20 protein-coding genes and 1 pseudogene are annotated in these 23385 nt (G+C 70.5%); 19 read left to right on the forward strand and 2 right to left on the reverse strand.

Annotated features, from left to right (window positions below):
• Positions 1-939 carry an AAA family ATPase gene (locus ACZ6Z4_RS37625; RefSeq protein ID WP_465577034.1) on the reverse strand — a complete coding sequence of 313 codons (939 nt, stop codon included), beginning with the start codon at positions 937-939 and terminating at the stop codon, positions 1-3.
• A gap of 340 nt (positions 940-1279) precedes the next feature.
• Between ACZ6Z4_RS37625 and mraZ the strand changes: the two genes are divergently transcribed.
• From mraZ to ftsZ, 13 genes and pseudogenes are all read left to right on the forward strand, one after another.
• Positions 1280-1711, forward strand: coding sequence for a division/cell wall cluster transcriptional repressor MraZ (gene mraZ, locus ACZ6Z4_RS37630; RefSeq protein ID WP_344169507.1), 432 nt, complete (start codon positions 1280-1282; stop codon positions 1709-1711).
• A 311-nt stretch (positions 1712-2022) separates the two neighbouring features.
• Positions 2023-2997 (forward strand): 16S rRNA (cytosine(1402)-N(4))-methyltransferase RsmH, encoded by a 975-nt coding sequence (rsmH, locus tag ACZ6Z4_RS37635; RefSeq protein WP_465576832.1) that lies wholly within the window; start codon positions 2023-2025, stop codon positions 2995-2997.
• Positions 2997-3614 carry a cell division protein FtsL gene (gene ftsL / locus ACZ6Z4_RS37640; RefSeq protein WP_465576835.1) on the forward strand — a complete coding sequence of 206 codons (618 nt, stop codon included), beginning with the start codon at positions 2997-2999 and terminating at the stop codon, positions 3612-3614. The genes rsmH and ftsL overlap by 1 nt, the downstream gene beginning before the upstream one ends.
• A 4-nt stretch (positions 3615-3618) precedes the next feature.
• Entirely contained in the window at positions 3619-5871 is a 2253-nt protein-coding gene (locus ACZ6Z4_RS37645) for a peptidoglycan D,D-transpeptidase FtsI family protein (RefSeq protein ID WP_465576841.1), read from the forward strand.
• A gap of 53 nt (positions 5872-5924) precedes the next feature.
• Complete coding sequence (locus ACZ6Z4_RS37650) at positions 5925-7451, forward strand: UDP-N-acetylmuramoyl-L-alanyl-D-glutamate--2,6-diaminopimelate ligase (RefSeq protein WP_465576847.1); 1527 nt, start codon at positions 5925-5927, stop codon at positions 7449-7451.
• The gene (locus tag ACZ6Z4_RS37655) at positions 7448-8842 is read left to right on the forward strand and encodes a UDP-N-acetylmuramoyl-tripeptide--D-alanyl-D-alanine ligase (RefSeq protein ID WP_465576850.1); all 1395 of its coding nucleotides are present in this window, start codon (positions 7448-7450) and stop codon (positions 8840-8842) included. The genes ACZ6Z4_RS37650 and ACZ6Z4_RS37655 overlap by 4 nt, the downstream gene beginning before the upstream one ends.
• Entirely contained in the window at positions 8839-9915 is a 1077-nt protein-coding gene (mraY, locus tag ACZ6Z4_RS37660) for a phospho-N-acetylmuramoyl-pentapeptide-transferase (protein WP_363670917.1), read from the forward strand. Before ACZ6Z4_RS37655 ends, mraY begins: the two co-directional genes overlap by 4 nt.
• Complete coding sequence (gene murD / locus ACZ6Z4_RS37665) at positions 9912-11348, forward strand: UDP-N-acetylmuramoyl-L-alanine--D-glutamate ligase (RefSeq protein ID WP_465576856.1); 1437 nt, start codon at positions 9912-9914, stop codon at positions 11346-11348. The genes mraY and murD overlap by 4 nt, the downstream gene beginning before the upstream one ends.
• A 16-nt stretch (positions 11349-11364) precedes the next feature.
• Positions 11365-12654 (forward strand): putative lipid II flippase FtsW, encoded by a 1290-nt coding sequence (ftsW, locus tag ACZ6Z4_RS37670; protein ID WP_465576859.1) that lies wholly within the window; start codon positions 11365-11367, stop codon positions 12652-12654.
• Positions 12655-12659: 5 nt separating this feature from the next.
• The gene (gene murG, locus ACZ6Z4_RS37675) at positions 12660-13748 is read left to right on the forward strand and encodes an undecaprenyldiphospho-muramoylpentapeptide beta-N-acetylglucosaminyltransferase (RefSeq protein WP_465576862.1); all 1089 of its coding nucleotides are present in this window, start codon (positions 12660-12662) and stop codon (positions 13746-13748) included.
• Positions 13745-15184 carry a UDP-N-acetylmuramate--L-alanine ligase gene (gene murC, locus ACZ6Z4_RS37680; protein ID WP_465576865.1) on the forward strand — a complete coding sequence of 480 codons (1440 nt, stop codon included), beginning with the start codon at positions 13745-13747 and terminating at the stop codon, positions 15182-15184. Before murG ends, murC begins: the two co-directional genes overlap by 4 nt.
• Before the next feature lie 7 nt (positions 15185-15191).
• Positions 15192-15932: a cell division protein FtsQ/DivIB gene (locus tag ACZ6Z4_RS37685; protein ID WP_465576868.1), complete on the forward strand. Its 741-nt coding sequence runs from the start codon at positions 15192-15194 to the stop codon at positions 15930-15932.
• 201 nt (positions 15933-16133) lie between these two features.
• Positions 16134-17288, forward strand: a pseudogene (ftsZ, locus tag ACZ6Z4_RS37690) (cell division protein FtsZ); the annotation flags it as partial.
• A gap of 726 nt (positions 17289-18014) precedes the next feature.
• Here ftsZ and ACZ6Z4_RS37695 read toward each other — a convergent pair.
• Positions 18015-18503: an ArsR/SmtB family transcription factor gene (locus ACZ6Z4_RS37695; RefSeq protein WP_465576873.1), complete on the reverse strand. Its 489-nt coding sequence runs from the start codon at positions 18501-18503 to the stop codon at positions 18015-18017.
• Between the two features lie 57 nt (positions 18504-18560).
• Between ACZ6Z4_RS37695 and ACZ6Z4_RS37700 the strand changes: the two genes are divergently transcribed.
• The 6 genes from ACZ6Z4_RS37700 to ACZ6Z4_RS37725 all read left to right on the forward strand — a co-directional run bounded on the left by ACZ6Z4_RS37700 (position 18561) and on the right by ACZ6Z4_RS37725 (position 23019).
• Positions 18561-19544 (forward strand): S41 family peptidase, encoded by a 984-nt coding sequence (locus ACZ6Z4_RS37700; RefSeq protein ID WP_465576877.1) that lies wholly within the window; start codon positions 18561-18563, stop codon positions 19542-19544.
• 59 nt (positions 19545-19603) lie between these two features.
• Positions 19604-20335: a peptidoglycan editing factor PgeF gene (gene pgeF / locus ACZ6Z4_RS37705; RefSeq protein ID WP_465576880.1), complete on the forward strand. Its 732-nt coding sequence runs from the start codon at positions 19604-19606 to the stop codon at positions 20333-20335.
• The gene (locus ACZ6Z4_RS37710; RefSeq protein WP_465576883.1) at positions 20332-21072 is read left to right on the forward strand and encodes a YggS family pyridoxal phosphate-dependent enzyme; all 741 of its coding nucleotides are present in this window, start codon (positions 20332-20334) and stop codon (positions 21070-21072) included. The genes pgeF and ACZ6Z4_RS37710 overlap by 4 nt, the downstream gene beginning before the upstream one ends.
• A 72-nt stretch (positions 21073-21144) precedes the next feature.
• Complete coding sequence (locus ACZ6Z4_RS37715) at positions 21145-21708, forward strand: cell division protein SepF (RefSeq protein WP_363670896.1); 564 nt, start codon at positions 21145-21147, stop codon at positions 21706-21708.
• 43 nt (positions 21709-21751) lie between these two features.
• The gene (locus ACZ6Z4_RS37720) at positions 21752-22057 is read left to right on the forward strand and encodes a YggT family protein (protein ID WP_344169555.1); all 306 of its coding nucleotides are present in this window, start codon (positions 21752-21754) and stop codon (positions 22055-22057) included.
• A gap of 197 nt (positions 22058-22254) precedes the next feature.
• The gene (locus tag ACZ6Z4_RS37725) at positions 22255-23019 is read left to right on the forward strand and encodes a DivIVA domain-containing protein (protein WP_184794094.1); all 765 of its coding nucleotides are present in this window, start codon (positions 22255-22257) and stop codon (positions 23017-23019) included.
• Positions 23020-23385: the final 366 nt, after the last annotated feature.

Consider the following 23385-nt stretch of genomic DNA (forward strand, 5'->3'; position numbering starts at 1 on the left):
TCAGTCCCGGCGAGTGCGGGGCAACGGCACGGAGGCGACGAGCCCGGTGATGATGTCGGACGCGCCCCGCCCACCGAGATGCGCCTCGGCCGCCGGCAGCACCCGGTGCGCGAGCACCGGTACGGCGAGCTCCTGCAGGTCGTCGGGCAGGACGAACTCCCGCGAGTCCAGCGCCGCGGCCGCGCGGGCCGCGCGGATCAGGTGCAGCGTGGCGCGCGGGCTGGCGCCGAGGCGCAGCTCCTGCGAACGACGGGTCGCGCCGACGAGCGCGACGGCGTACTCCTTGACGGACTCCGACACGTGCACCGACTGCACCGTCTTGACCAGCCGCAGCACCTGCTGGCTGTCGGTCACCGGCTGCAGGTTGTTCAGCGGGTCGGTGGCCGAGTGCCCGTCGAGCATCCGCAGCTCGGCGGCCGGCTCCGGGTACCCCATCGAGACGCGCGCCATGAAGCGGTCGCGCTGGGCCTCGGGCAGGGGATAGGTGCCCTCCATCTCGATCGGGTTCTGCGTCGCGATCACCATGAACGGCGCCTCGAGCTGGTACGTCGTGGTGTCGACGGTGACCTGCCGTTCCTCCATCGACTCCAGCAGCGCGGCCTGGGTCTTCGGCGAGGCGCGGTTGATCTCGTCGCCGACCACGATGTTCGCGAACACCGCGCCGGGCTTGAACTCGAAGTCGCGGACCTCCTGGTTGAACACCGACACGCCGGTGATGTCCGACGGCAGCAGATCGGGCGTGAACTGGATCCGGCGCACGGTGCAGTCGATCGAGCGGGCCAGTGCCTTGGCCAGCATCGTCTTGCCGACGCCCGGTACGTCCTCGATCAGTAGATGTCCTTCGGCGAGCAGCACGGTGACGGCTGTCTCGACGACATCGGGTTTGCCTTCGATGACTGTCTCGATGGCTTGGCGGACCCGTCCCGCCACCTGAGTCAGCTCGTCGAAGTCCATGGCCGAGCTGGTCGCGGTGGTGCTCACCCTGAGTCCTCCCCATTGGTTGTTGGCCGACTCATTCTGACCCGGGCCCGGGGTCGGGCCTAGCCCTGCGCGGATTTCGTTACCGCCCGTTTCGGCACCGATGAAAGTAACGCTCACCCGGTGTCGCGGCTTCATCACCACATCGGCTGGATCTTTCCCACCCAGCCTACGAGAGGAGCGAAACGGGGCAGATTTGGTTGACGGTGGGGCAAAGTGGAGTAAGGTGGAGCGCAGTGGTACTGATTTGGTGGAAATCAGCTCGACCTGAGACGGAGAGTCCGCAACGGGGAGGTGGAGCGTGTTCCTCGGGACGCACTTCCCCAAGCTCGACGACAAGGGTCGGTTGTTCCTGCCGGCGAAGTTCCGCGACGAACTCTCCGAGGGTCTGGTGATCACCCGCGGGCAGGAGCGATCGCTGTCCGTGTGGCCCGAGGCCGAGTTCGTGCAACTGACCGAACAGCTGAAACAGGCTCCGATCACCAACAAGGGCGCCCGGGACTACCTGCGGATGTTGTTCGCCGGAGCCTCCAACGAGGTGCCGGACAAGCAGGGCCGGGTCACCATCCCGCCGATGCTGCGCGATTACGCAGGACTGGATCGCGACTGCGTCGTCATCGGGGCGATGAACAGGGTGGAGATCTGGAACACGGAGAACTGGAACCGGTACTCCGCGGAGCAGGAGCAGGCGTTCGCCGACCTGTCCGAGGAGGTACTGCCCGGGATCTTCTGAGCAGCACCGCAACAGGCTGCACAACTGCAAAGAGGAGTACACCGAACGTCCGGTGAGATCACGGGTCCGACTTCCGACCTGGGTGTTGGCGCCACTTCCCCGGCGCCAAGGCAGCAGGTACTTCCCCGGGAGGCGAACCCGCGATCTGACCGGACGTCAGTGTTTCCTCCACTTTGCTCCACCCGACGTTCCAACCGCCCCCACACCGCAACACCGCAGTACACAGAACCCGCGGGGGCAGGGTCGCTCCCGCGGCTACAGGAGGGTCGAGATGGTGCTGAACGCGACGCAGGGAACGGGTGGCTGACGCCATGACCGAACCCATGCCGTCGCAGCGCCACGTCCCCGTCATGCTCGACCGGGTCGTCGCCCTGCTCGAGCCCTCCCTCCAGGAGCCCGGTTCCGTCTTCGTCGACGCGACCCTCGGCCTCGGTGGGCACTCCGAAGCCTTCCTGCAGCGGTGCCCGCAGGCCCGGCTGATCGGGCTCGACCGTGACCCCGCCGCGCTGCGCCTGGCCGGCGAGCGGCTCGCGCCGTACGCCGACCGCACCACGTTCGTGCACGCCGTGTACGACGAGCTGCCGCGCGTCCTCGACGACCTCGGCGTGCCCGCGATCGACGGGATCCTGTTCGACCTCGGCGTCTCCTCGATGCAGCTCGACGAGGCCGACCGCGGTTTCGCCTACGCCCAGGACGCGCCGCTGGACATGCGGATGGACTCGACCGCGCCGACCACGGCCGCCGACATCCTGAACACCTACAGCGCGGCCGACCTGGCCCGGATCCTGTTCCAGTACGGCGAGGAGAAGTTCTCCCGCAAGATCGCCGACCGGATCGTCCGGGCCCGCGAGGCCGAGCCGTTCACGAACAGCGCCCGGCTGTCCGAGCTGGTCCGCGACGCGATCCCGCAGGCCGCCCGGCGGACCGGGGGACACCCCGCGAAGCGGACCTTCCAGGCGCTGCGGATCGAGGTGAACGGCGAGCTCGAGGTGCTGCGCCGCGCGCTTCCGGCCGCGGTCGCGGCGCTCGCGCTGCACGGGCGGATCGTGGTGATGAGCTACCACTCGCTCGAGGACCGGATCACCAAGCAGACGCTGGCGGCGGGCACCAAGTCCGACGTACCGGACGACCTGCCGGTGATCCCGGCCGGGCACGAGCCGTACCTGAAGCTGCTCACCCGAGGGGCCGAGCGGCCGACCGACGACGAAGTGGCGCAGAACCCGCGGGCGGCCTCCGCTCGGGTGCGGGCGGCGACGAGGGTCCGAGCGAAAGGGCTGGTGGCTTGATGAGTACTGTGTTCAGCCCGTCGAAGGCACGGGTCACGCCGGCGGCTCCGGTCAAGAAGCAGGAGCCGAAGCTCCGGATCGTCTACGGCGCGCCGTTCCGGCCGCCGCGGATGCCGTTCGTCATCTTCGTGGTGTCGCTGCTCGCGGCCGGCCTGGTCGGCCTGCTGCTGCTCAACACCGAGCTGCAGCGCGGCACGTTCGAGGTGACGGCGCTCAACCAGCAGGCCGACCAGCTGCGCGACCAGCAGGAGCAGCTGGAGCGGCAGGTCCGCACGCTGGAGTCGCCGCAGAACCTGGCCGACCGGTCGCTGCGGATGGGCATGGTGCCGAACCCGAACCCGGTCTTCCTGCGGCTGTCCGACGGGCGCGTGCTCGGCGTACCGGCCGAAGGCAAGGCGGGCACGGGCGCGCAGATGTTCGGCCCCGGGCTGCCGGTCGCGCCGAAGTCGCCGGCCGTCACGCCGAAGCCTCCCGTCGTCCCGCCCGCCGGTACGACGAACCAGACGAACCAGAACCAGCAGCAGGTGAACCCGCCTGCCAACAAGCCCGTGACACCTGGTGCGAACACCAAGCCGCCTGCCGGCACGACAGGGACCAACACACCGACCGGGGGATGATCGGATGACGGAACGACGGGGAGACGAGCCACCACGCCGACGCGGTGGTGAACCGGGCCGGGGCAACCCGCCCCGCAACTCGTCGTCCCGTCGCCCGTCCGCGGAAGGTGGTCGTCCGAGCACCCGCCGCCCCAGCGCCGACTCGCCGCGCGAGCGCGCGAGCGGGGGAGAGCGGCAGCGCCGCCGCCCCGACGAGAAGCGCGCGGCCGGCGAGCGCCGGTCGGCGGACGCGGGCCGGGCCGGAGGCCCGCGGCGCGAAGGCACGGACGCGCCGCGACGCGCAGCGAAGAAGACGGCGGCGAGCCGTCCTCGCAAGACTGCCGACGGCGCTCGCCGGGTCGGCGCCGACGGTCGCCCGCTCCAGAAACGTGTCGGACCCGACGGGCGTCCGCTCGCCAAGAAGACCGCCGCGCCGCGGAAGCGGCCCCCGCAGAAGCGCCGGCCTCCGCAGAAGCCGCGCGTCAAGAAGCCGCCGCGGCTGCTGAAGCTCGGGCGCCCCGCGCTCCGGCTGCGGGTGACCTTCGGCGTGATGGCGCTCGTGCTCTCGCTCTTCGCGGGCCGGCTGATCATCCTCCAGGGTGTCGACCCCGACCGCTACGCGCTCGCCGCGACCAAGGAGAACACCAAGCCGTTCGTTCTGCACGCCTCCCGTGGCTCGATCCTCGACCGCAACGGCGTGCCGCTGTCGGTCTCCGAGGACGCGGTCGCGATCACCGCCGACCCGACCCAGACCGGCAAGATCGCCAGCCAGCTGGCCGGCGTACTGGCGCCGCGGCTGACGACCGACTACGCGACGCTGATGAAGAAGCTGACCGGCAAGGGCCGGTACGTCGTGCTCGCGAACAAGGTCAGCCCGCAGACCTGGAACCAGATCACCGACGAGATCAAGGAACGCAACAAGGCGATCAAGGAGCAGAACAAGGCGCTGCCCGAGGACCAGAAGAAGCCGATGCTGGCCGGTCTCTACACCGAGGCCGACCCGGTCCGCAGCCACCCGAACGGCACCATCGCCGCGAACGTGGTCGGCATCGTCGGTGCCGAGGGCAAGGGTCTGGCCGGGCTCGAGTACGGCCTGAACGGCAAGCTGTCCGGTCAGGACGGCAAGGCGATGTACGAGGTGGACGCGCGCGGCAACAAGATCCCGAACGCCGACCACACCGTCGAGGAGCCGAAGCCCGGCGTCTCGGCGCAGCTCACCCTGGACGCCGACCTGCAGTGGTTCGCCGAGCGCCGGATCGAGCAGGCGGTCAAGCAGTACAAGGCGAGCTCCGGCTCGGTCGTCACCGTCGACGTGAAGACCGGTGAGATCCTGGTGATGGCCAACTACCCGAGCTTCGACCCGAACAAGCCGGTCAAGGCGAGCGCGTTGAAGAACCGTGCGCTGGAGCAGGTCTACGAGCCGGGCAGCGTCCAGAAGGTCGTCACGATGGCCGCGCTGGCCGACGCCGGGCTGATCTCGCTGGACACCAAGCTGCAGGTCCCGGGCTCGTACACGGTCCAGCGCCGGTCGATCAAGGACGCCTTCGACCACGGCGTCCTGAACCTGACGATGGCCGGTGTGGTCGCGAAGTCCTCCAACGTCGGAACCATCATGGCCGCGCAGCAGATGCCGGTCGGCGACTTCGTGCACTACCTGAAGGACTTCGGCTTCGGCGAGCCGACCGGGATCGGGTTCCCGGGCGAGAGCCGCGGCCTGATGCCGCCGGGTGACGAGTGGAGCGAGCTGACCCGGTCGAACGTCGCGTTCGGCCAGGGCCTGTCGGCCAACGCCGTCCAGATGGCCGCCGCGGTGAACGCGGTCGCCAACGGCGGGGTCTACATGCCGCCGAAGCTGATCAGGAACTGGGTCGACGCCGACGGCAACGCGACCCCCAACCAGACCGCCGCACCGCGCCGGGTGGTCAGCGAGTCGGCGGCCAAGCAGGTCACGACGATGATGGAAGCGGTCACCGGCAAGGGCGGTACGGCGCCGCTCGCGGCGATCGCCGGCTACCGCGTGGCGGGCAAGACCGGTACGGCACAGGAGGTCGACTCGGCCTGCGGCTGCTACCGCAAGTGGGCCACGTCTTTCGCCGGATTCGCTCCTGCCGACAACCCGCGCTTCGTTACGTACGTCGTACTGCAGGACCCCACCAACGGGCGGGGTGGTGGGTTCCAGGGAGGTCCGGTGTTCCGAGACGTGATGAGCTACGCGCTGCAGAAGTACGCGGTCCCGCCGACCGGTGCGAAGCAGCCCCACGTACCGCTGACCTGGTGATCACGCAGGGTCAGGTAGGTGTCACACGCCCCGGAACGGTAGCCTCTGGGGCCGTGTCCACCCCTACCGCCGCAGGCGGCGCTGTAGCCGCGATCAGGCCGCGGCACGTCGTACCAGTAGCCCTCTCCGAGCTCGCGCGAACAGCCGGAGCGGAGGTCCCGGCCGGCGCCGCCGACGTCGCCGTCACCGGTGTCTCGCTCGACTCCCGCTCGATCCGCCCCGGTGACCTGTACGCCGCCCTGCCGGGTGCCGCGACGCACGGCGCGGCCTTCGTCGCCGGCGCCCAGGCCAGTGGTGCGGTCGCCGTACTGACCGACCGTGCAGGCGTCGAGCGGGCGCTGACCGCCGGCCTGCCGCTGCTCGTCGTCCCCGACCCGCGCGCGGTGCTCGGCGCCGTCGCCTCCAAGGTGTACGGCGAACCGACCAGCGAGCTGCGCCTGCTCGGGATCACCGGCACCAACGGCAAGACCACGACGAGCTTCCTGCTCGACTCGGTGCTGCGCCGGCTCGGCCCGGCCGCGCTGGTCGGCACGATCGAGACCCGGATCGGCGACCAGGTCGTGAAGAGCGCGATGACGACGCCGGAGGCGACCGATCTCCAGGCGCTGTTCGCGGTGATGCGCGAGGAGCACGTCGCCTGGTGCGCGATGGAGGTCTCCAGCCACGCGCTGGCCAAGGGCCGGGTCGACGGCGCCCGGTACGCGGTCGCCGGGTTCACCAACCTGAGTCAGGACCACCTCGACTTCCACAAGACCTTCGAGGAGTACTTCGCCGCGAAGGCCTCGCTGTTCACGCCCGAGCGCTGCGACCTGGCCGTGGTGAACATCGACGACGAGTACGGCCGCCGGCTGGCCAAGCAGACCGTCGTCCCGCTGGTCACCGTGTCGACGACGCGGGACGCCGACTGGACGGTCGCGGCGACGCACCAGTCCGAGCACGGCTCCACGGTGATCGACATCCGCGGTCCCGGCGAGGAGCTGACGATCGAGATCGTGCTGCCCGGTGACTTCAACGTCGCCAACGCGCTGCTCGCGGTCGCGATGCTGCGCCAGGTCGGCGTACCGGCGGCCGAGATCGCGGCCGGTCTCAAGGACGCCCGCGTGCCCGGGCGGATGGAGACCTTCGTCCGCGACGGCCTGCAGGTGATCGTCGACTTCGCGCACACGCCCGACGCGGTCGAGCTGGCGCTGCGCGCCGCCCGCGGCGCGACCAAGGGCCGCCTGTACGCCGTGGTCGGCTGCGGCGGCGACCGCGACCCGTGGAAGCGCCCGGCGATGGGTGCCGCCGCCGCACGCGCGGCCGACGCGGTGATCGTCACCGACGACAACCCGCGCAGCGAGGACCCGGCGGCGATCCGGGCGGCCGCCGTCGAGGGTGCGCGGGCCGCCGTACCGGACGTGGACCTGCGCGAGGTCGGCGACCGGCGGCAGGCGATCCGGACCGCGATCGAGCTGGCCGGCCCGGGCGACACCGTGGTCGTGCTGGGCAAGGGCCACGAGACAGGCCAGGACGTCGGCGGCGTGATCCACCCGTTCGACGACCGGCAGACCGTACGTGAGTTGTTGGAGGAGACCCGGTGATCCCTGTCAGGTGCGGTGACATCGCAACGGCCGTGGGCGGTGAGCTGTCCGGAGTCGATCCGGACGCCGTCGTCGACGGCGCGGTCGCGAAGGACTCGCGCGAGGTGGTCCCGGGCGGTCTGTTCGTGGCGCTGCCCGGCGAACGCGTCGACGGCCACGACTTCGTGCCGGCGGTGACGCGGGCCGGCGTGACGGTCTCGCTGACCACCCGGCCGGTCGAGGGCTGTCCGTGCATCGTGGTCGCGAACACCCAGGTCGCGCTCGGCGAGCTGGCCCGGTACGTCGTGGCGCAGCTGCCCGACCTGACCGTGATCGGCCTGACCGGCTCCCAGGGCAAGACCAGCACCAAGGACCTGATCGCGCAGCTGGTCGCGCCGTACGGGCCGACGGTGGCGCCGGTCGGCTCGTTCAACAACGAGATCGGGCACCCGTTCACCGCGCTGCAGGCCGATCAGGAGACCCGGTTCCTGGTCGCCGAGATGGGCGCGCGGCACGTCGGCGACATCAACTACCTGTGCCGGATCACGCCGCCGAAGGTCGGGATGGTGCTGAACGTCGGGCACTCCCACATCGGCGAGTTCGGCAGCCAGGACGCGATCGCGCAGGCCAAGGGCGAGATGATCGACAACGTGGTGGCCGGCGGTACGGCGGTGCTGAACGCCGACGACCCGCGGGTCGCCGGGATGCGGCCGCGCACCGAGCAGATCGTGCGCACCTTTGGCGAGGCCCCGGACGCCGACGTCCGGGCGAGCGACGTGAAGGTGGACGGCGACGGCAAGCCGAGCTTCACGCTGCACGTCGACGGGCAGAGCTTCGACGTCCAGCTGCAACTGGTCGGCGAGCACCAGGTCCCGAACGCCCTCGCCGCGGCGACCGCGGCGCTGGCCGCCGGTCTGACCGCGGAGCAGGTCGTCACCGGGCTGAACGCGGCGACCGCGGTGTCGAAGTGGCGGATGGAGGTCACCGAGCGCGCGGACGGCGTGACGGTGATCAACGACGCCTACAACGCGAACCCCGAGTCGGTCCGGGCCGCGCTCAAGGCGCTGGTCGCGATCGGCCGCAACCGCGGCGTCCGGACCTGGGCGGTGCTCGGCCCGATGGGTGAGCTCGGCGAGAGCTCGACCGAGGAGCACGACGCGGTCGGGCGGCTGGTGGTCCGGCTGGACGTGAACCGGCTGGTCGCGGTCGGCGCGGACGCCCGCCCGATCCACCTCGGCGCGTCGCTGGAAGGCTCCTGGGGCGACGAGTCGGCGTACGTCGAGACCTTCGACGAGGCGCTCGCGCTGCTCCGTGCCGAGCTGCGGCCCGGGGACGTGGTGCTGGTGAAGGCCTCCCGGTACGTCGGGCTCGACGCCTTGGCCACCGCGCTCCTGCAGGAGGCCGCGCAGTGATCTCGATCCTGTTCGCGGGTGCCATCTCGATGGTGCTCACGCTGCTCGGCACGCGGCTGGCGATCAACCTGCTCTCCAAGCGCGGCTACGGCCAGGAGATCCGCGACGACGGCCCGACCTCGCACCACACCAAGCGCGGGACGCCGACGATGGGCGGCACCGTCTTCATCATCGCCACCATCGTCGGATACTTCGCGGCCAAGCTGCTGACCATGAAGCCGCCGAGCGCGTCGGCGCTGCTGGTGCTGTTCCTGTTCGCCGGGATGGGCGCGGTCGGCTTCCTGGACGACTTCATCAAGATCTTCCGCCAGCGCAGCCTCGGCCTGCGCAGCAAGGCGAAACTGGCCGGCCAGACGATGGTCGCGGTGGTCTTCGCCGTGCTCGCGCTGCAGTTCGCCGACGAGCGCGGCCAGACCCCGGCGTCGCCGTTCATCTCGTTCATCCGCGACATCCAGTGGCTGCACCTGCTGCCGGTGCTCGTGGTGATCTGGATCCTGCTGCTGATCGCAGGTATGTCCAACGGCGTGAACCTGGCCGACGGTCTGGACGGTCTGGCCACCGGCGCGTCGATGATGGTCTTCGGTGCCTACACGCTGATCTGCATCTGGCAGTCCAACCAGAGCTGCGCGACCGCACCGGGCGCCAAGTGTTACGAGGTGCGCGACCCACTCGACCTGGCGGTCGTCGCGGCCGCGCTGACCGGCGCGCTGTTCGGGTTCCTGTGGTGGAACGCGTCGCCGGCCAAGATCTTCATGGGCGACACCGGTTCGCTGTCGCTGGGTGGCGCGGTGGCCGGCTTCGGTGTGATGACCCGCACCGAGCTGCTGGTCCTGCTGCTCGGCGGGCTGTTCGTCATCATCACCGCGTCGGTGATCCTGCAGGTCAGCTGGTTCAAGATCACCAAGCGCACCGGCGGCGTCGGCAAACGCCTGTTCCGGATGGCGCCGCTGCAGCACCACTTCGAGATGCTCGGCTGGGAGCAGGTCAACGTGGTGATCCGGTTCTGGATCATCTCCGGGCTCTGCGTCGCCACCGGTCTCGGCCTCTTCTACGCGGAATGGGTGGCCGGATGAGTCTCACCACACGCACCGACGACGGCTGGGCGACCACACGGTTCGTCGTCCTCGGCTTCGGTACGGCGGGTTACGCGTGCGCCGACTCGCTGCTGCAGGCCGGCGCCGAGCACGTCGTCGTCCTGGACGACCGTGACAACGAGGCGCTGCAGGAGAAGCAGCAGATCCTCGGCACGCTCGGTGCGGACATCCGGCTCGGCGCAGGCAGTACGGCGGCACTGCCGGACGACGTCGAGGTCGTGGTCACCTCGCCGGGGATCCCGCCGCACGCGCCGCTGCTGGCCGCGGCCGCGGAGCGCGGCGTACCGATCTGGAGCGAGATCGAGCTGGCCTGGCGGCTGCGCGACCCCGCGAACGCGGCGCCCTGGCTGTGCATCACCGGGACCAACGGCAAGACCACCACGGTGCAGATGCTGACCGCGATCCTGACCGCCGCTGGGCACCGCGCGGTCGCCGCGGGCAACGTCGGGCTCCCGCTGCTCGAAGCCGTGATGGACCCCGAGCCGTACGACGTGATCGCGGTCGAGCTGTCCAGCTACCAGCTGCACTTCACGGACTCGATGTCGGCGCACTCGGCCGCCGTCCTGAACCTGGCGCCGGACCACGTCGACTGGCACGGCTCGATGGACGCCTACGCCGCCGCCAAGGGCCGGATCTTCACCAACTGCCAGGTCGTCTGCGTCTACAACGTCGCCGACCCGGTCACCGAGAGGCTGGTCGAGGACGCCGACGTGATCGAGGGCTGCCGCGCGATCGGCTTCACCCTCGGGACGCCGGGCCTGTCGATGGTCGGGCTGGTCGACGAGTACCTGGTCGACCGCGCGTTCGTCGAGCAGCGCGCGACCTCGGCGCTGGAGCTGGCGACGCTGGCCGACATCACCCCGCCGGCGCCGCACAACGTCGCCAACGCGCTGGCCGCGGCCGCGCTGGCGCGGTCGTTCGGCGTACCGGCGACCGCGGTGCGGGACGGGCTGCGCGGGTTCCGGCCGGACGCGCACCGGATCGCACACGTCGCGGAGGTTGCCGGGGTCAACTACGTGGACGACTCCAAGGCCACCAACCCGCACGCCGCGCAGGCCTCGCTGCTGGCCTACGAGCACGTGGTCTGGATCGCCGGCGGGCAGGCCAAGGGCGCGACCTTCGACGAACTGGTGATCGCGGCCCGCGAGCGGTTGCGCGGGGTCGTGCTGCTCGGCCAGGACAAGGCGGTGATCGCCGAAGCACTTGCCCGACACGCGCCTGAGGTCCCGGTGATCGTGGTCGAGTCAACGGACACTGGAACCATGGAGACCGTGGTGGGGGAGGCGACCAAGCTCGCACAGGTGGGTGACACCGTGCTGCTGGCGCCGGGCTGCGCTTCGTGGGACATGTTCGCCAACTACGGAGCCCGCGGGGACGCTTTCACCGAAGCCGTGAACCGCCTGGGCCACTGAGGCCTGAGGTGATCGCATGACGTCGATCATGGACCGGCCGGAGCAGAAGTCGCCCGAGCGCGGTGGCGGGACCGGCAGCGGCCTGATGGCCGCCGTACGCAACGTCCTGGACCGCCCGCTCACGTCGTACCACCTGGTGCTCGGGGCGACCGGCCTGCTGATGGTGCTCGGGCTGCTGATGGTGCTGTCGGCCTCGAGCGTCCTGTCGCTGCGCACGAACGGCAACAGCTACACGATCTTCTACCGCCAGCTGATCTGGGTCGGCGTCGGTCTGCCGATGGCGTACGTCGCCTCGCGGATGACCCCGCGGCACTTCCGGATGCTCGCGTACGTCGCCCTGCTGGGCTCGACGTTCCTGCTGGTGCTGACCTACGTGCCGGGCCTGGGCAAGAACGTCAACGGCAACACGAACTGGCTGTCCTTCGGCGGTCCGCTGCAGATCCAGCCGAGCGAGTTCGCCAAGCTGGCGCTGGTGATGTGGTGCGCCGACCTGTACGCGCGCAAGCAGAAGCTGCTCACCCAGTGGAAGCACCTGCTGATCCCGATGGCGCCGGTCTGCGGCCTGGTGATCGCGCTGATCGTCGGCCAGCGCGACCTCGGCACGTCGCTGGTGCTGATGGCGATCATGATCGGCCTGATCTGGGTGGTCGGCGCGCCGACCCGGCTGTTCGTCACCGCGATCGCGGTGGTCGGCGTGATCGCGGCGTACTTCGTCACCACCGCGAAGCACCGGATGGACCGGCTGACCAACTTCATGAACCCGTTCGCCGACCCGACCGACGTCGGCTGGCAGGCCTACCACGGCCTGTACGCGCTCTCCACCGGTGGCTGGTGGGGCGTCGGGATCGGCAACAGCCGGCAGAAGTGGGGCAACCTGCCCGAGGCGCACACCGACTTCATCTTCGCGGTGATCGGTGAGGAGCTCGGGCTGATCGGCTCGCTGACCGTGCTCGCGCTGTTCCTGACCCTGGCCTACGCCGGGATCCGGATCGCGACCCGCTCCACCGAGCCGTTCATCCGCTACTGCGCGGCCGGGATCACGGTCTGGATCATGGCCCAGACGCTGGTCAACCTCGGGGCCGTGATCGGTCTGCTACCGATCGTGGGGATCCCGCTCCCGCTTTTGTCGTACGGTGGGTCCGCACTGCTGCCGACGCTGATCGCGATCGGCATGCTGCTGTCCTTCGCGAAGGCCGAGCCCGGCGCGCAGGCCGCCCTGAAGGAGCACCGGCGGCCGCTGCTCGGGTGGATGTCGACGCGGCGCACACCTGGCCCGAGCGGCCGTGAGAACACGCGGGAGCGTTGAAAGCTGTGCCGAGCATCGTTCTGGCCGGTGGGGGAACCGCCGGCCACACCTCACCCCTGATCGCGACCGCCGACGCGCTGCGCCGGATCGACCCGACCGTCGAGATCCTCGCCCTGGGGACCGAGCGCGGGCTGGAGACCCGGGTGGTGCCCGAGGCCGGGTACCGGCTCGAGCTGATCCCGCCGGTCCCGCTGCCGCGCAAGCCCACACCGGCGCTGTTCGCCGTACCGGGCAAGATGCTGAACTCCGTCAGCGCCGCCCGCAAGGTGCTCGACGAGGCCAAGGCCGACGTGCTCGTCGGCTTCGGCGGCTACGTGTCCACCCCGGCGTACGTCGCGGCCTGGCGCCGCAAGACGCCGATCGTCGTGCACGAGGGCAACGCGGTCCCCGGCATCGCGAACAAGTTCGCGGCCCGGTACTGCACCGAGAACGTGATCACCTCGTTCCCCGGCACCGACCTCCCGCACGCCCAGTACGTCGGTCTGCCGATCCGCCGGGCCATCTCGACGATGGACCGGGCCGCGCTGCGGGCCGAGGCGCAGGCGTTCTTCGGGCTCGACCCGGCGGCGCCGACGCTGTTCGTCACCGGCGGTTCGCAGGGTGCGCAGCAGCTGAACAACGCCTTCGCCGGCGCGGCCGCGGACCTGCAGGCGGCCGGCGTACAGGTTCTGCACGCGATCGGCCCGAAGAACACCCTCGAGGTCGCCCAGACCGGCCCGCTACCGTACCGGGTCCTCTCGTACGTCGACCGGATGGACCTCGCCTACGCGGCCGCCGACCTGGTGGTCTGCCGTTCGGGGTCGAACACCGTCACCGAGGTGTCCGGCGTCGGGCTGCCCGCGATCTACGTTCCGCTGCCGCACGGTAACGGTGAGCAGCGGCTGAACGCCAAGCCCGTGGTCGATGCGGGCGGCGGCCTGATCGTCGACAACGCCGACGTCACCCCCGACTGGGTCCGCGCGACGGTGCCGCAACTTCTGCACGACCGGGCGCGTCTGACAGCCATGTCCGCAGCAGCGCAGGGTGTCATCCGCACCGACGCCGACGACCGGTTGGCGCAGATCGTGCTCGATGTGGTGAGGTCGGCCTCGTGATCGTCACCGCACCTGACACTCTCCTGCCGGCCGAGAAGCTGGGCCGCGTGCACTTCGTCGGCATCGGCGGCGCCGGGATGTCCGGCATCGCCCGGATCATGGCCTCGCGCGGTATCGAGGTCTCCGGCTCCGACGCCAAGGACGGCAAGGTGCTGGCCGCACTGCGCGCCCTCGGCGCCACCTGCTGGGTCGGCCACGCCGCCGAGCACGTCGCCGCCGTCGACACCGTCGTGGTCTCGACCGCGATCCGGGAGACCAACCCCGAGGTCGTCGCGGCCCGCGCCGCCGGGATCCCGATCCTGCCGCGGGCGGCCGCGCTCGCCTCGGTGATGGTCGGGCGGCGCACGATCGCCGTCGCCGGGACGCACGGCAAGACCACCACGACGTCGATGCTCACCGTCGCGCTGCAGCACTGCGCGGCGGACCCGTCGTACGCGATCGGCGGGAACCTCAACGAGTCCGGCTCGAACGCGCACGACGGCACCGGCGACCTGTTCGTGGCCGAGGCCGACGAGTCCGACAAGTCCTTCCTGACCTACAGCCCCGAGGTGTCGATCGTCACCTCGGTCGAGCCCGACCACCTGGACAACTACGGCGACGAGGCCAGCTACTTCCAGGCCTTCGAGGACTTCTGCGGCCGCGTCCAGCCCGGTGGCTTCATGGTCGTCTGCTACGACGACGCGGGCGCGCGCCGGCTGGCCGCGTTCGCGCGCGAGCGCGGGATCGACGTCCGGACGTACGGCGAGGCCGACGACGCCGACCTGCGCGTCACCGAGATCTCGGCCTCCGGTGCCCTGCAGTCGTTCGTGCCGGTGTTCCGCGGCCGCAAGCTGCCAGTGGTGAACCTGCAGCAGGCCGGTAAGCACAACGCGCTGAACGCGTCCGCCGCGCTGACCGTCGGGCTCGGGCTCGGCTTCTCCGCGGCCGACCTGGCCGAAGGGCTGGCATCGTTCACCGGGACCGGACGGCGGTTCGAGTTCAAGGGGCTCGAGGACGGCGTCCGGGTCTTCGACTCCTACGCGCACCACCCGACCGAGCTGACCGTCGACCTGATCGCGGCCCGGCAGGTGGCGGGGGAGGGGCGCGTGATCGCGTGCTTCCAGCCGCACCTGTTCAGCCGGACCCGGATCTTCGCGACCGAGTTCTCCGAGGCGCTCGCGCTGGCCGACGAGGTCGTCGTGATGGACATCTTCGCGGCCCGCGAAGACCCGGAGCCCGGTGTCACCGGCGCCCTGATCGCGAACCACGTGCCGCTGAAGCCGGAGCAGGTGCGCTTCGAGCCGTCCTGGTCCGCCGTACCGCGGGTGGTCGCTGATCTCGCCCTGCCGGGGGACCTCGTGGTCACCCTCGGCGCGGGTGACGTGACGCTGATCGGGCCTGAGGTGGTCGGGCTGCTGGCCGAGCGGGCGGCGCACAACGCCGCGCTGATCGAGTGATCCTGGGATGAGCTCTGACGCTGATCTGGCCAAGGCCCAGCAGCGGTTCGCGCGCCGGCAGCGGTTGGTGCGCTGGCGGAGCTGGCTGCCCTGGGCGGTCGGCGGCGCGGTGCTGCTGCTGTCCGCGATCACCGTCTGGCTGTTCTACTTCTCCTCCGCGCTGGCCGTCGACGGCGTCCGGGTGACCGGCGCCGACACGGTGCCGGTGGCAACGGTCGAGCAGGTCGCCGAGGCGCCGCTCGGGACGCCGCTGGCCAAGGTCGACCTGAACGTGATCGCCGAGCGGGTGCGCGGGATCCAGTCCGTCGCCGACGCGCAGGTGACCCGGGCCTGGCCGAACCAGCTGGAGATCGTGCTCACCGAGCGGGTCCCGGTCGTCGTGGTCACCGACGGCAAGCAGTTCGAGCTGGTCGACGCGACCGGTACGTCGTTCCGGACCGTGCCGTCGCGGCCCGAGGGGCTGCCGGAGGCCCTGGTCGTCGGCGCCCGCCGGGAGGTGACGATCCGCTCGGTGGTGACCGTGTCAGCCGCTTTGCCGGTCACGCTGCGTTCCGAGGTACGGTCGATCTCGGCGGCTTCTCCGGACTCGATCACCCTCAACCTGGGGTCCGGGGTGAAGGTGGTCTGGGGCGGTTCCGATGACAGCGCGCAAAAGGCCGAGGTACTCAGCGTGCTGATGCGGCGCCAGGCCAAGGTGTACGACGTGTCCGCGCCCGATCTCCCTGTCACCAAAGGGGAAAAGAGGTAACGCGTCACATCCCGAACCACATCACGGGACGGGCGGCGAGGCGCGTGGACATTGGCAGAACGCGTCCCGTAGCGTGCGACGCAATCGATAAAGTCGAGATGACTCTAAGCATCCACTTGAGGTTCAGTCTTTTCGCTGGAACTTTCGCTGGAACACGGCCAACAGGTCACAACGGGACAGAACGAGGCGAGAGGCGCGGACGTGGCGGCACCGCAGAACTATTTGGCACTCATCAAGGTCGTCGGTATCGGCGGAGGCGGCGTGAACGCCGTCAACCGGATGATCGAGCACGGTCTGAAGGGCGTTGAGTTCATCGCCATCAACACCGACGCCCAGGCGCTGTTGATGAGCGACGCGGACGTCAAGCTCGACATCGGCCGGGAGGAGACCCGCGGCCTCGGCGCCGGCGCGAACCCGTCGATCGGGCAGAAGGCCGCCGAGGACCACGCGGAGGAGATCGAGGAGGCGCTCAAGGGCGCCGACATGGTCTTCGTCACCGCCGGTGAGGGCGGCGGGACCGGCACCGGCGGCGCGCCGGTGGTCTCCCGGATCGCTCGCTCGCTCGGCGCGCTGACCATCGGCGTCGTCACCCGGCCGTTCTCCTTCGAGGGCAAGCGCCGGGCGACCCAGGCCGAGGACGGCATCTCCGCGCTCCGCGAAGAGGTCGACACCCTGATCGTCATCCCCAACGACCGGCTGCTCACCATCTCCGACCGGGCCGTGTCGGTGCTGGACGCCTTCAAGCAGGCCGACCAGGTGCTGCTGCAGGGTGTCTCCGGCATCACCGACCTGATCACCACGCCGGGCCTGATCAACGTCGACTTCGCCGACGTCAAGGCGGTCATGTCGAACGCCGGCTCCGCGCTGATGGGGATCGGCTCCTCCCGCGGCGAGGACCGCGCGGTCGCGGCCGCCGAGGCCGCCATCTCCTCTCCGTTGCTCGAGGCAAGCATCGAGGGTGCGCACGGCGTGCTGCTGTCGATCGCCGGCGGGTCGGACCTCGGCCTGTTCGAGATCAACGAGGCCGCCCAGCTGGTCTCGGAGTCGGCGCACACCGACGCCAACATCATCTTCGGCGCCGTCATCGACGACGCCCTCGGCGACGAGGTCCGGGTCACCGTGATCGCGGCCGGCTTCGACGGCGGCATGCCGAAGCGCCGCGAGCAGGCGATGAACAGCGCCCGCCCGCAGAACCGCGCCGGCAGCGCCGAGGCCCCACCTGCACGCCAGGACACCGGCTTCGGAGCGCCGCGGCAGGACACCGGCTTCGGTGCCCCGCGCCAGGAGAACGGCTTCAGCAACCAGCGCCAGGACACCGGCTTCCCCGCCCCGCGCACGGACGCCTTCGGGGCACCGCGGCAGGAGTTCTCGGCCCAGATGCACCAGCCGGGCGCGGACAGCTCGAACCCGCCCGGGTACTCGCCGGGCGGTGTGGGCACGAACGCTGCGGCGCAGGGTCAGTCGGCTCAGGGTGGCCCGGGGCACGGTCAGGGTGGCCCGGGGCAGGCCCACTCCGGTCCCGGCGCAGCGGGTCATGGCGCGGCGGGCCACGGCCAGTCAGCTGACGGCCGCTCGGTCGACGGCCAGGCCGCGGACGGTCAGCCAGGGCAGGATCACTCGACCCACGGTCAGCCGGGCAGTGCCCAGGCCGGCCAGGGGCAGTCGGGCAACGGCCAGCCCACCCCGCCCCAGGTCCCCGGCACCATCCCGTTCAGCTCCACCAACCCGGCCCCGACCTCCACCCCGGCGTCCCAGGACGCCCAGGTCACCCACGGCCACTTCGGCACCCCCAGTGACGACACCGTCCCGGTCCCCCCGTCGACGGAGTCCCGCCCCGGAGCCGGCACGACGTACTCGGCCCGCCCTCAGCCCGGCGACCCGGTCCGCACCCCGCCGACCACCTCCGCGCCGTACTCCCCGCCGGCCACCCAGACCCCACCCACCCGCCCCACCAGAAAGCCGGACCCCGAGGAAGACCTCGACATCCCCGACTTCCTGAAGTAGTCCTCCGAACGCCCCAGCCTCCGGCTGGGGCGTTTGTACGTGGGAGGGGCGCGCCGCCCCCGCCGTGCCGGGCTCCCTCTAGTTCTTCGGCTTGTACACGGCGACGACCACCCCGTGCCGCGCCTCGCCCGGCCCCGCGTCCTTCAGCGTCGTCGTGATCTTGTCGAGCTGCGCCGCGAGCTCCTCTGCCTGGGCCTGCGTCAACCGCACGTTGCGGATGTTCAGCAGCGGATCCTCGGCGGTCTGCAGGTCCGCGGCGACCGCCTGCAGGGCGATCGTGTTGTTCTCCCGCGCACCCTCGCCCGTGAAGCTGAAGCGGTGCGCCGTACGGCGGTAGTACTGCTCCGTCCCACCCCGCACCTGACGGGTCTCCACGACCTCGACCATCCCCGCCTCCCGCAGTACGCCGAGGTGGTGCGCGATGTTCCCCTTGCCCGTCCCCAGCGTCACCGCCAACTGGCTCGTCGTCGCCGACTCCAAGCCGAGCGCGAAGAGCAACCGGTGCCGCAGCGGGTGCCCGAGCGCCTTGAACTGTGCCGCGCTGGAGATCTCCAGCTCCTCGTCCATCAATCAAGAGTCAAGAACTCTTGACGCTTTGTCAAGCCGCGTGCTTCACTCCTCGGCATGCACAGCGACGAGATCCGAACCATCGTGGACCGCCTGGCCGCCCTGGTGAACGAGCAGTACGTGTTCCCCGAGGTCGGCCGCGAGGTCGCGGACCGGCTGACCACAGCCGCCGCCGACGGCCGGTACGACGTACTGACCGACCCCGAGCAGCTCTCCGCGCAGGTCACCGCCGACCTCCAGATCGGCAACCAGGACAAGCACCTGCGGCTCAAGTTCCACCGCGGCGAGGTGCCCGACGAGACCGATCCGGTCGAGGAGGAGCACTACTGGGCGACCCGCGCCCGCCTCGACGCCGGCGGTGTGGGCCGCGTCGAGCGCCTCCCCGGCAACATCGGCCTGCTCCGGATCAAGCCGCTGCTCTTCGACCCCTCGCACGGCGGCGCCGCCGTCACCGCCGCGATGTCGTTGCTCTCGGCAACAGACGCGCTGATCCTCGATCTCCGCGAGTGCCTCGGCGGGTCGCCCGAGCAGGTCGCGTTCGTCTGCAGCCACCTGTTCGACGGCGAGCCGGTGCACCTGAACGATCTGGTCACCCCCGCCACCGGCGCCGTCCGCCAGTTCTGGACCCACCACGTCCCCGGCCCGCGGTTCGGCGGCAGCAAGCCGATCTGGGTGCTGACCAGCGGCTCCACCTTCTCCGGTGGCGAGGAGCTGACCTACGACCTCCAGCAGCTCGGCCGCGCGAAGGTCGTGGGGGAGCGCACCGGCGGTGGCGCCCATCCGCGCGAGGGCTTCAAGCTGCACAGCCATCTGGAGGCGACCATCCCGATCATGCGCGCGATCAACCCGGTCTCCGGCACCAACTGGGAAGGCATCGGCATCACCCCGGATATCGAGGTTCCCGCCACCGACGCGTACGCCGTCGCCCACCGCGAGGCGGTCGAGCACGTCCTCGCGCTGCCCGCCACGCCCGAACGCCTCGGAGTCCTCGACGAAGCCCGGGCGGCGCTCGACCTGTCCCTCGCCCCCGCGGCCGGCTGACCTGCCGCGAGGGGTGGTCGGGGTGCGGCCCGGGCCCGGTCGCTGGGTAGCCTTCTGTCGTGTTCGGTTACGACGAGGTTCTCGGCAGTGTCCGCTTCGCCTTCACCGATCGCTACGGGGGAGCCAGCCTCCCGCCGTACGGCGAACTGAATCTCGGCAGCGCGGCCGGTGACGAGGCCGAGGCGATCGCGGAGAACTTCCGCCGGGTCGCGGCCGCGTTCGACCTGACGCCGGAGGCGGTGGTCCGGGTCAGCCAGGTGCACGGCCGCGACGTCCACGTCGTCCGGCCGGACGACGTGCTCCCGGTCAGCCCGAACCCGAAGGCCGACGCCCTCGTCACCACCCGCACCGACGTCGTCCTGGCCGTCCGCGCCGCCGACTGCCTCCCGGTCCTGCTCGCCGATCCGGTCAACGGCGTGATCGGCGCGGCCCACTCCGGCCGCAAGGGCCTGTACGCCGGCGTGGTGCCGGCCACGGTCGACGCGATGCGCGGCCTCGGCGCCGAGTCGATCACCGCGGTCCTCGGCCCGTACGCCTGCGGCCGCTGCTACGAGGTCCCGGAGGAGATGCGCGCCGAGGTCGCCGAGCGCGTCCCGGCGTCGTACGCCGAGACCAGTTGGGGTACGCCGTCGATCGACGTGGCCGCCGGTGTCACCGCGCAGCTCGGCGAGCTCGGCGTCGAGGTGGTCGACCAGACGCGCTGCACGATCGAGTCCGAGGACCTGTACTCGTACCGCCGCGAGGGCCAGGTCAGCGGCCGCCTGGCCGGTCTGATCAGGCTCGGCGAATGAGCGCCGAGGAGGAGCGAGCCGATCCAGCGGCCCGCGCGGCGGAGCTGTCCGCGAACGTTGCACAAGTTCGCGAACGCATCCGGGCCGCTTGTGAAGCCGCCGGGCGCCCCGAGGATTCCGTGACCCTGGTTGCGATCACCAAGACCTTCCCGATCGAGGACGTCCGCGCGCTGGCAGCACTCGGTGTCACCGACACGGGGGAGAACCGTGAGCAGGAGCTGAAGGCGAAGGCGCCCGACGCGCCCGACCTCGTTTGGCACTTCGTCGGCCAGCTGCAGTCGAACAAGGCCCGCTCGGTGGTCCGCCTGGCCCAGGTCGTGCACTCGGTCGACCGGCTCTCGCTGGTCGGCGCGCTGTCGAAGGCCGCGGTCGCCGAGGAGAAAACCGTGCGGTGTCTGCTGCAGGTCAGCCTGGCGTCGTACGGGCCTGACGGCGCCGAGACGGGCATGAGCCGCGGCGGCGTCGCGCCGGGCGACGTACTGGAACTGGCGGCCGCTGTGGCCGCGGCCGACGGCCTCGAGCTGGGCGGCGTGATGGCCGTTGCGCCGTTGGGTTCCGACCCGGACGAGGCCTTCGCCGCGCTGCGTGCGGTGTCGTCGCGGCTACGCTCCGAACACGCCGGCGCCGGCTGGATCTCGGCCGGGATGACCGGTGACCTGGAGGCGGCGATCAGGCAGGGAGCGACACACGTTCGGCTCGGGCGTGCATTACTCGGAACGCGTCCCCCACTGGGCTAGTGTCGACATCGAGTGGATCGCGAGGTCCGCTCACTTGTCGGCGAGGAACCTGATTCGAAGGGCTGGAGGGCCATGAGCGGCGCGCTGCGCAAGATGGGTGTGTACCTCGGCTTGGTCGAGGACGGCGAGCGCTACAACGCGCGCTACGACGACGAGTACGACGACTACGACGAGTACGAGGACGACGTCGTCGACGGGGAGTCCCACGAGACCGAACCGGTCCGCGAGTCCCGGGACGCGCGCGACGGTCGCGAGGTTCGCGACGGTCGTGACCAGCGTGACCGCGACGAGCAGGGCGCGACGGTCAGCAAGTTTCCAGAGCGGCGTGGAGTCGTACCGTCCCCGGAGGTTACCGAGTTGGCCCGCATCACCACCGTGCACCCGCGCAGCTACAACGAGGCGCGCGTCATCGGTGAGCACTTCCGTGACGGCACCCCCGTCATCATGAACCTGACCGAGATGGACCACGCCGACGCCAAGCGGCTGGTCGACTTCGCCGCCGGGCTGATCTTCTGCTGCCGTGGCTCGATCGAACGGATCACCACCAAGGTGTTCCTGGTCTGCCCGCCGAACGTGACGGTCGCCGCGGAGGAGAAGGAGAAGATCGCCGCGGACGGGTTCTACAACCAGAGCTAGAACGCTCCGGTGACTTCCCCGGTCTTCTACACTCATTGACGACATGGTTGCTCTAGCGCTCGTCCTCAGTGTTCTCAGCTGGGTGCTGCTCGCCTTCTTCCTGATGCTGGTGGCGCGGTTCGTACTCAGTCTGATTGTCATGTTCGCGCCACAGTGGCACCCCAAGGGCCCGCTGCTGCTGCTGTTCGAACTGGTCTACTCCGTCACCGACCCGTTCCTGCGGCCACTGCGCCGCATCCTGCCCCCGATCGGGGCCGGCGGGATCCGGATCGACCTGTCCATGCTGATGTTGTTCGTGCTCGTCTCGCTGGCGATGTCGGTCAACAACACCGCGATCCGGTCGCTGTGAGGGCGGCCGTGCGGACGCCGCGACGGAGCTTGAGCCATCGGCAGGAGGGGTAGAAGCAGACCCGAGCGAAGGGGTGCCGGTCAAGTTGTCGCCCGGCCCGGATTCCGCCAGAACACAACGAAGCGATAACGTGATCTACTGAGTCGCCGGGGTTTGCGCCCCAGACTCCGCCAAGACACAGACAAACGAGGTGAAAGATGCCGCTGACGCCGGATGACGTCCGCTCGAAGCAGTTCACGCCCGTCCGATTGCGGGAGGGTTACGACGTCACTGAGGTCGACTCCTTCCTCGACGAGGTGGAGGCCGAGCTCGAGCGTCTCCTCGCGGAGAACGAAGAGCTGCGCGCGAAGCTGGCGGCGGCCCAGCGCGCTGGTGCGGGTCAGGAGCGGCCGGTCGACCAGACCGCCGCGCTCCCGCCCGTCGTACAACAGCCCAAGCCCGCTCCGGTCGTGGTCGAGAAGCCCGAGGAGAAGCCCCCAGTCGTCGCTCCCGCTGTAGCGGCCGCGGGGGCTGCTGCGGCAGCAGGGACCGTCGGCGACGCGTCCAGCTCCGCCGTGCGGCTGCTGGAGATGGCCACCAAGCACTCCGACGACCTGGTCCAGGAGGCGAAGGACACCGCCGACAAGATCATCGGCGAGGCCCGCGCCAAGGCCGAGCGGCTGGAGAACGAGGCCCGCGGCAAGGCCGACCGGATGACCGGTGAGGCCCGCGCCCGCGCCGAGAAGCTCGACGGCGAGATCGCCGAGCGGCGCGCGCAGATGCTGGGGACCCTGGAGAAGCAGAAGGGCCAGCTCGAGCGCACGATCGACGACCTGCACGCCTACGAGCGCGAGTACCGCAGCCGGCTGAAGACGTACTTCACCGAGCAGCTCAAGGCGCTCGGCAACGGCGACGACACGCTCAGCCCGCGCAACGGCTTCCGCCCGGAGGCCCGCGCGCAGGCTCACGGTCACGGCGTGTAAACAACACCTCGGGTGAGGAGGCGGTGCTTTCCGGCGGCACCGCCTCTTCGTCATGTCCGGGAACTTCTGACTGACCGCGCCGCCACGGTCACGCAGAGTGAAATCCCGGTCCGAGGGCTGATCTGAACGCAGTCTTTACCAAAGCCGAGAAGCACCAACGCAGCGGGGCCCGAACCTGAACTTCCAGGTCGGGCCCCGCTGCGTTGTACACCTCCGGAGACCGGCCCTCCGGCCACCGGCCTCTCGGCCACCGGCTCTCCGGACTCCGCCTTCCTTCCCTTACCGCGGGGGGGGGGGGGGGGGGGGGGGGGGGGGGGGGGGGGGGGGTTTTTGTGGGTTTGCCCGAGTAAGCGTTGCAGCGGCCAG

The sequence above is a fragment of the Kribbella sp. NPDC104740 genome (genome assembly GCF_055583505.1).

Bases quoted from the DNA above. Each gene is read 5' to 3' on its own strand.
- ACZ6Z4_RS37685 (WP_465576868.1), top strand. From the start codon at position 15,192: ATGAGCTCTGACGCTGATCTGGCCAAGGCCCAGCAGCGGTTCGCGCGC.
- rsmH (WP_465576832.1), top strand. From the start codon at position 2,023: ATGACCGAACCCATGCCGTCGCAGCGCCACGTCCCCGTCATGCTCGAC.
- ftsW (WP_465576859.1), top strand. From the start codon at position 11,365: ATGACGTCGATCATGGACCGGCCGGAGCAGAAGTCGCCCGAGCGCGGT.
- ACZ6Z4_RS37720 (WP_344169555.1), top strand. From the start codon at position 21,752: ATGGTTGCTCTAGCGCTCGTCCTCAGTGTTCTCAGCTGGGTGCTGCTC.
- ACZ6Z4_RS37710 (WP_465576883.1), top strand. From the start codon at position 20,332: ATGAGCGCCGAGGAGGAGCGAGCCGATCCAGCGGCCCGCGCGGCGGAG.
- murD (WP_465576856.1), top strand. From the start codon at position 9,912: ATGAGTCTCACCACACGCACCGACGACGGCTGGGCGACCACACGGTTC.
- ACZ6Z4_RS37700 (WP_465576877.1), top strand. From the start codon at position 18,561: ATGCACAGCGACGAGATCCGAACCATCGTGGACCGCCTGGCCGCCCTG.
- ACZ6Z4_RS37715 (WP_363670896.1), top strand. From the start codon at position 21,145: ATGAGCGGCGCGCTGCGCAAGATGGGTGTGTACCTCGGCTTGGTCGAG.
- ACZ6Z4_RS37645 (WP_465576841.1), top strand. From the start codon at position 3,619: ATGACGGAACGACGGGGAGACGAGCCACCACGCCGACGCGGTGGTGAA.
- ACZ6Z4_RS37725 (WP_184794094.1), top strand. From the start codon at position 22,255: ATGCCGCTGACGCCGGATGACGTCCGCTCGAAGCAGTTCACGCCCGTC.
- ftsL (WP_465576835.1), top strand. From the start codon at position 2,997: ATGAGTACTGTGTTCAGCCCGTCGAAGGCACGGGTCACGCCGGCGGCT.
- ACZ6Z4_RS37695 (WP_465576873.1), bottom strand. From the start codon at position 18,503: ATGGACGAGGAGCTGGAGATCTCCAGCGCGGCACAGTTCAAGGCGCTC.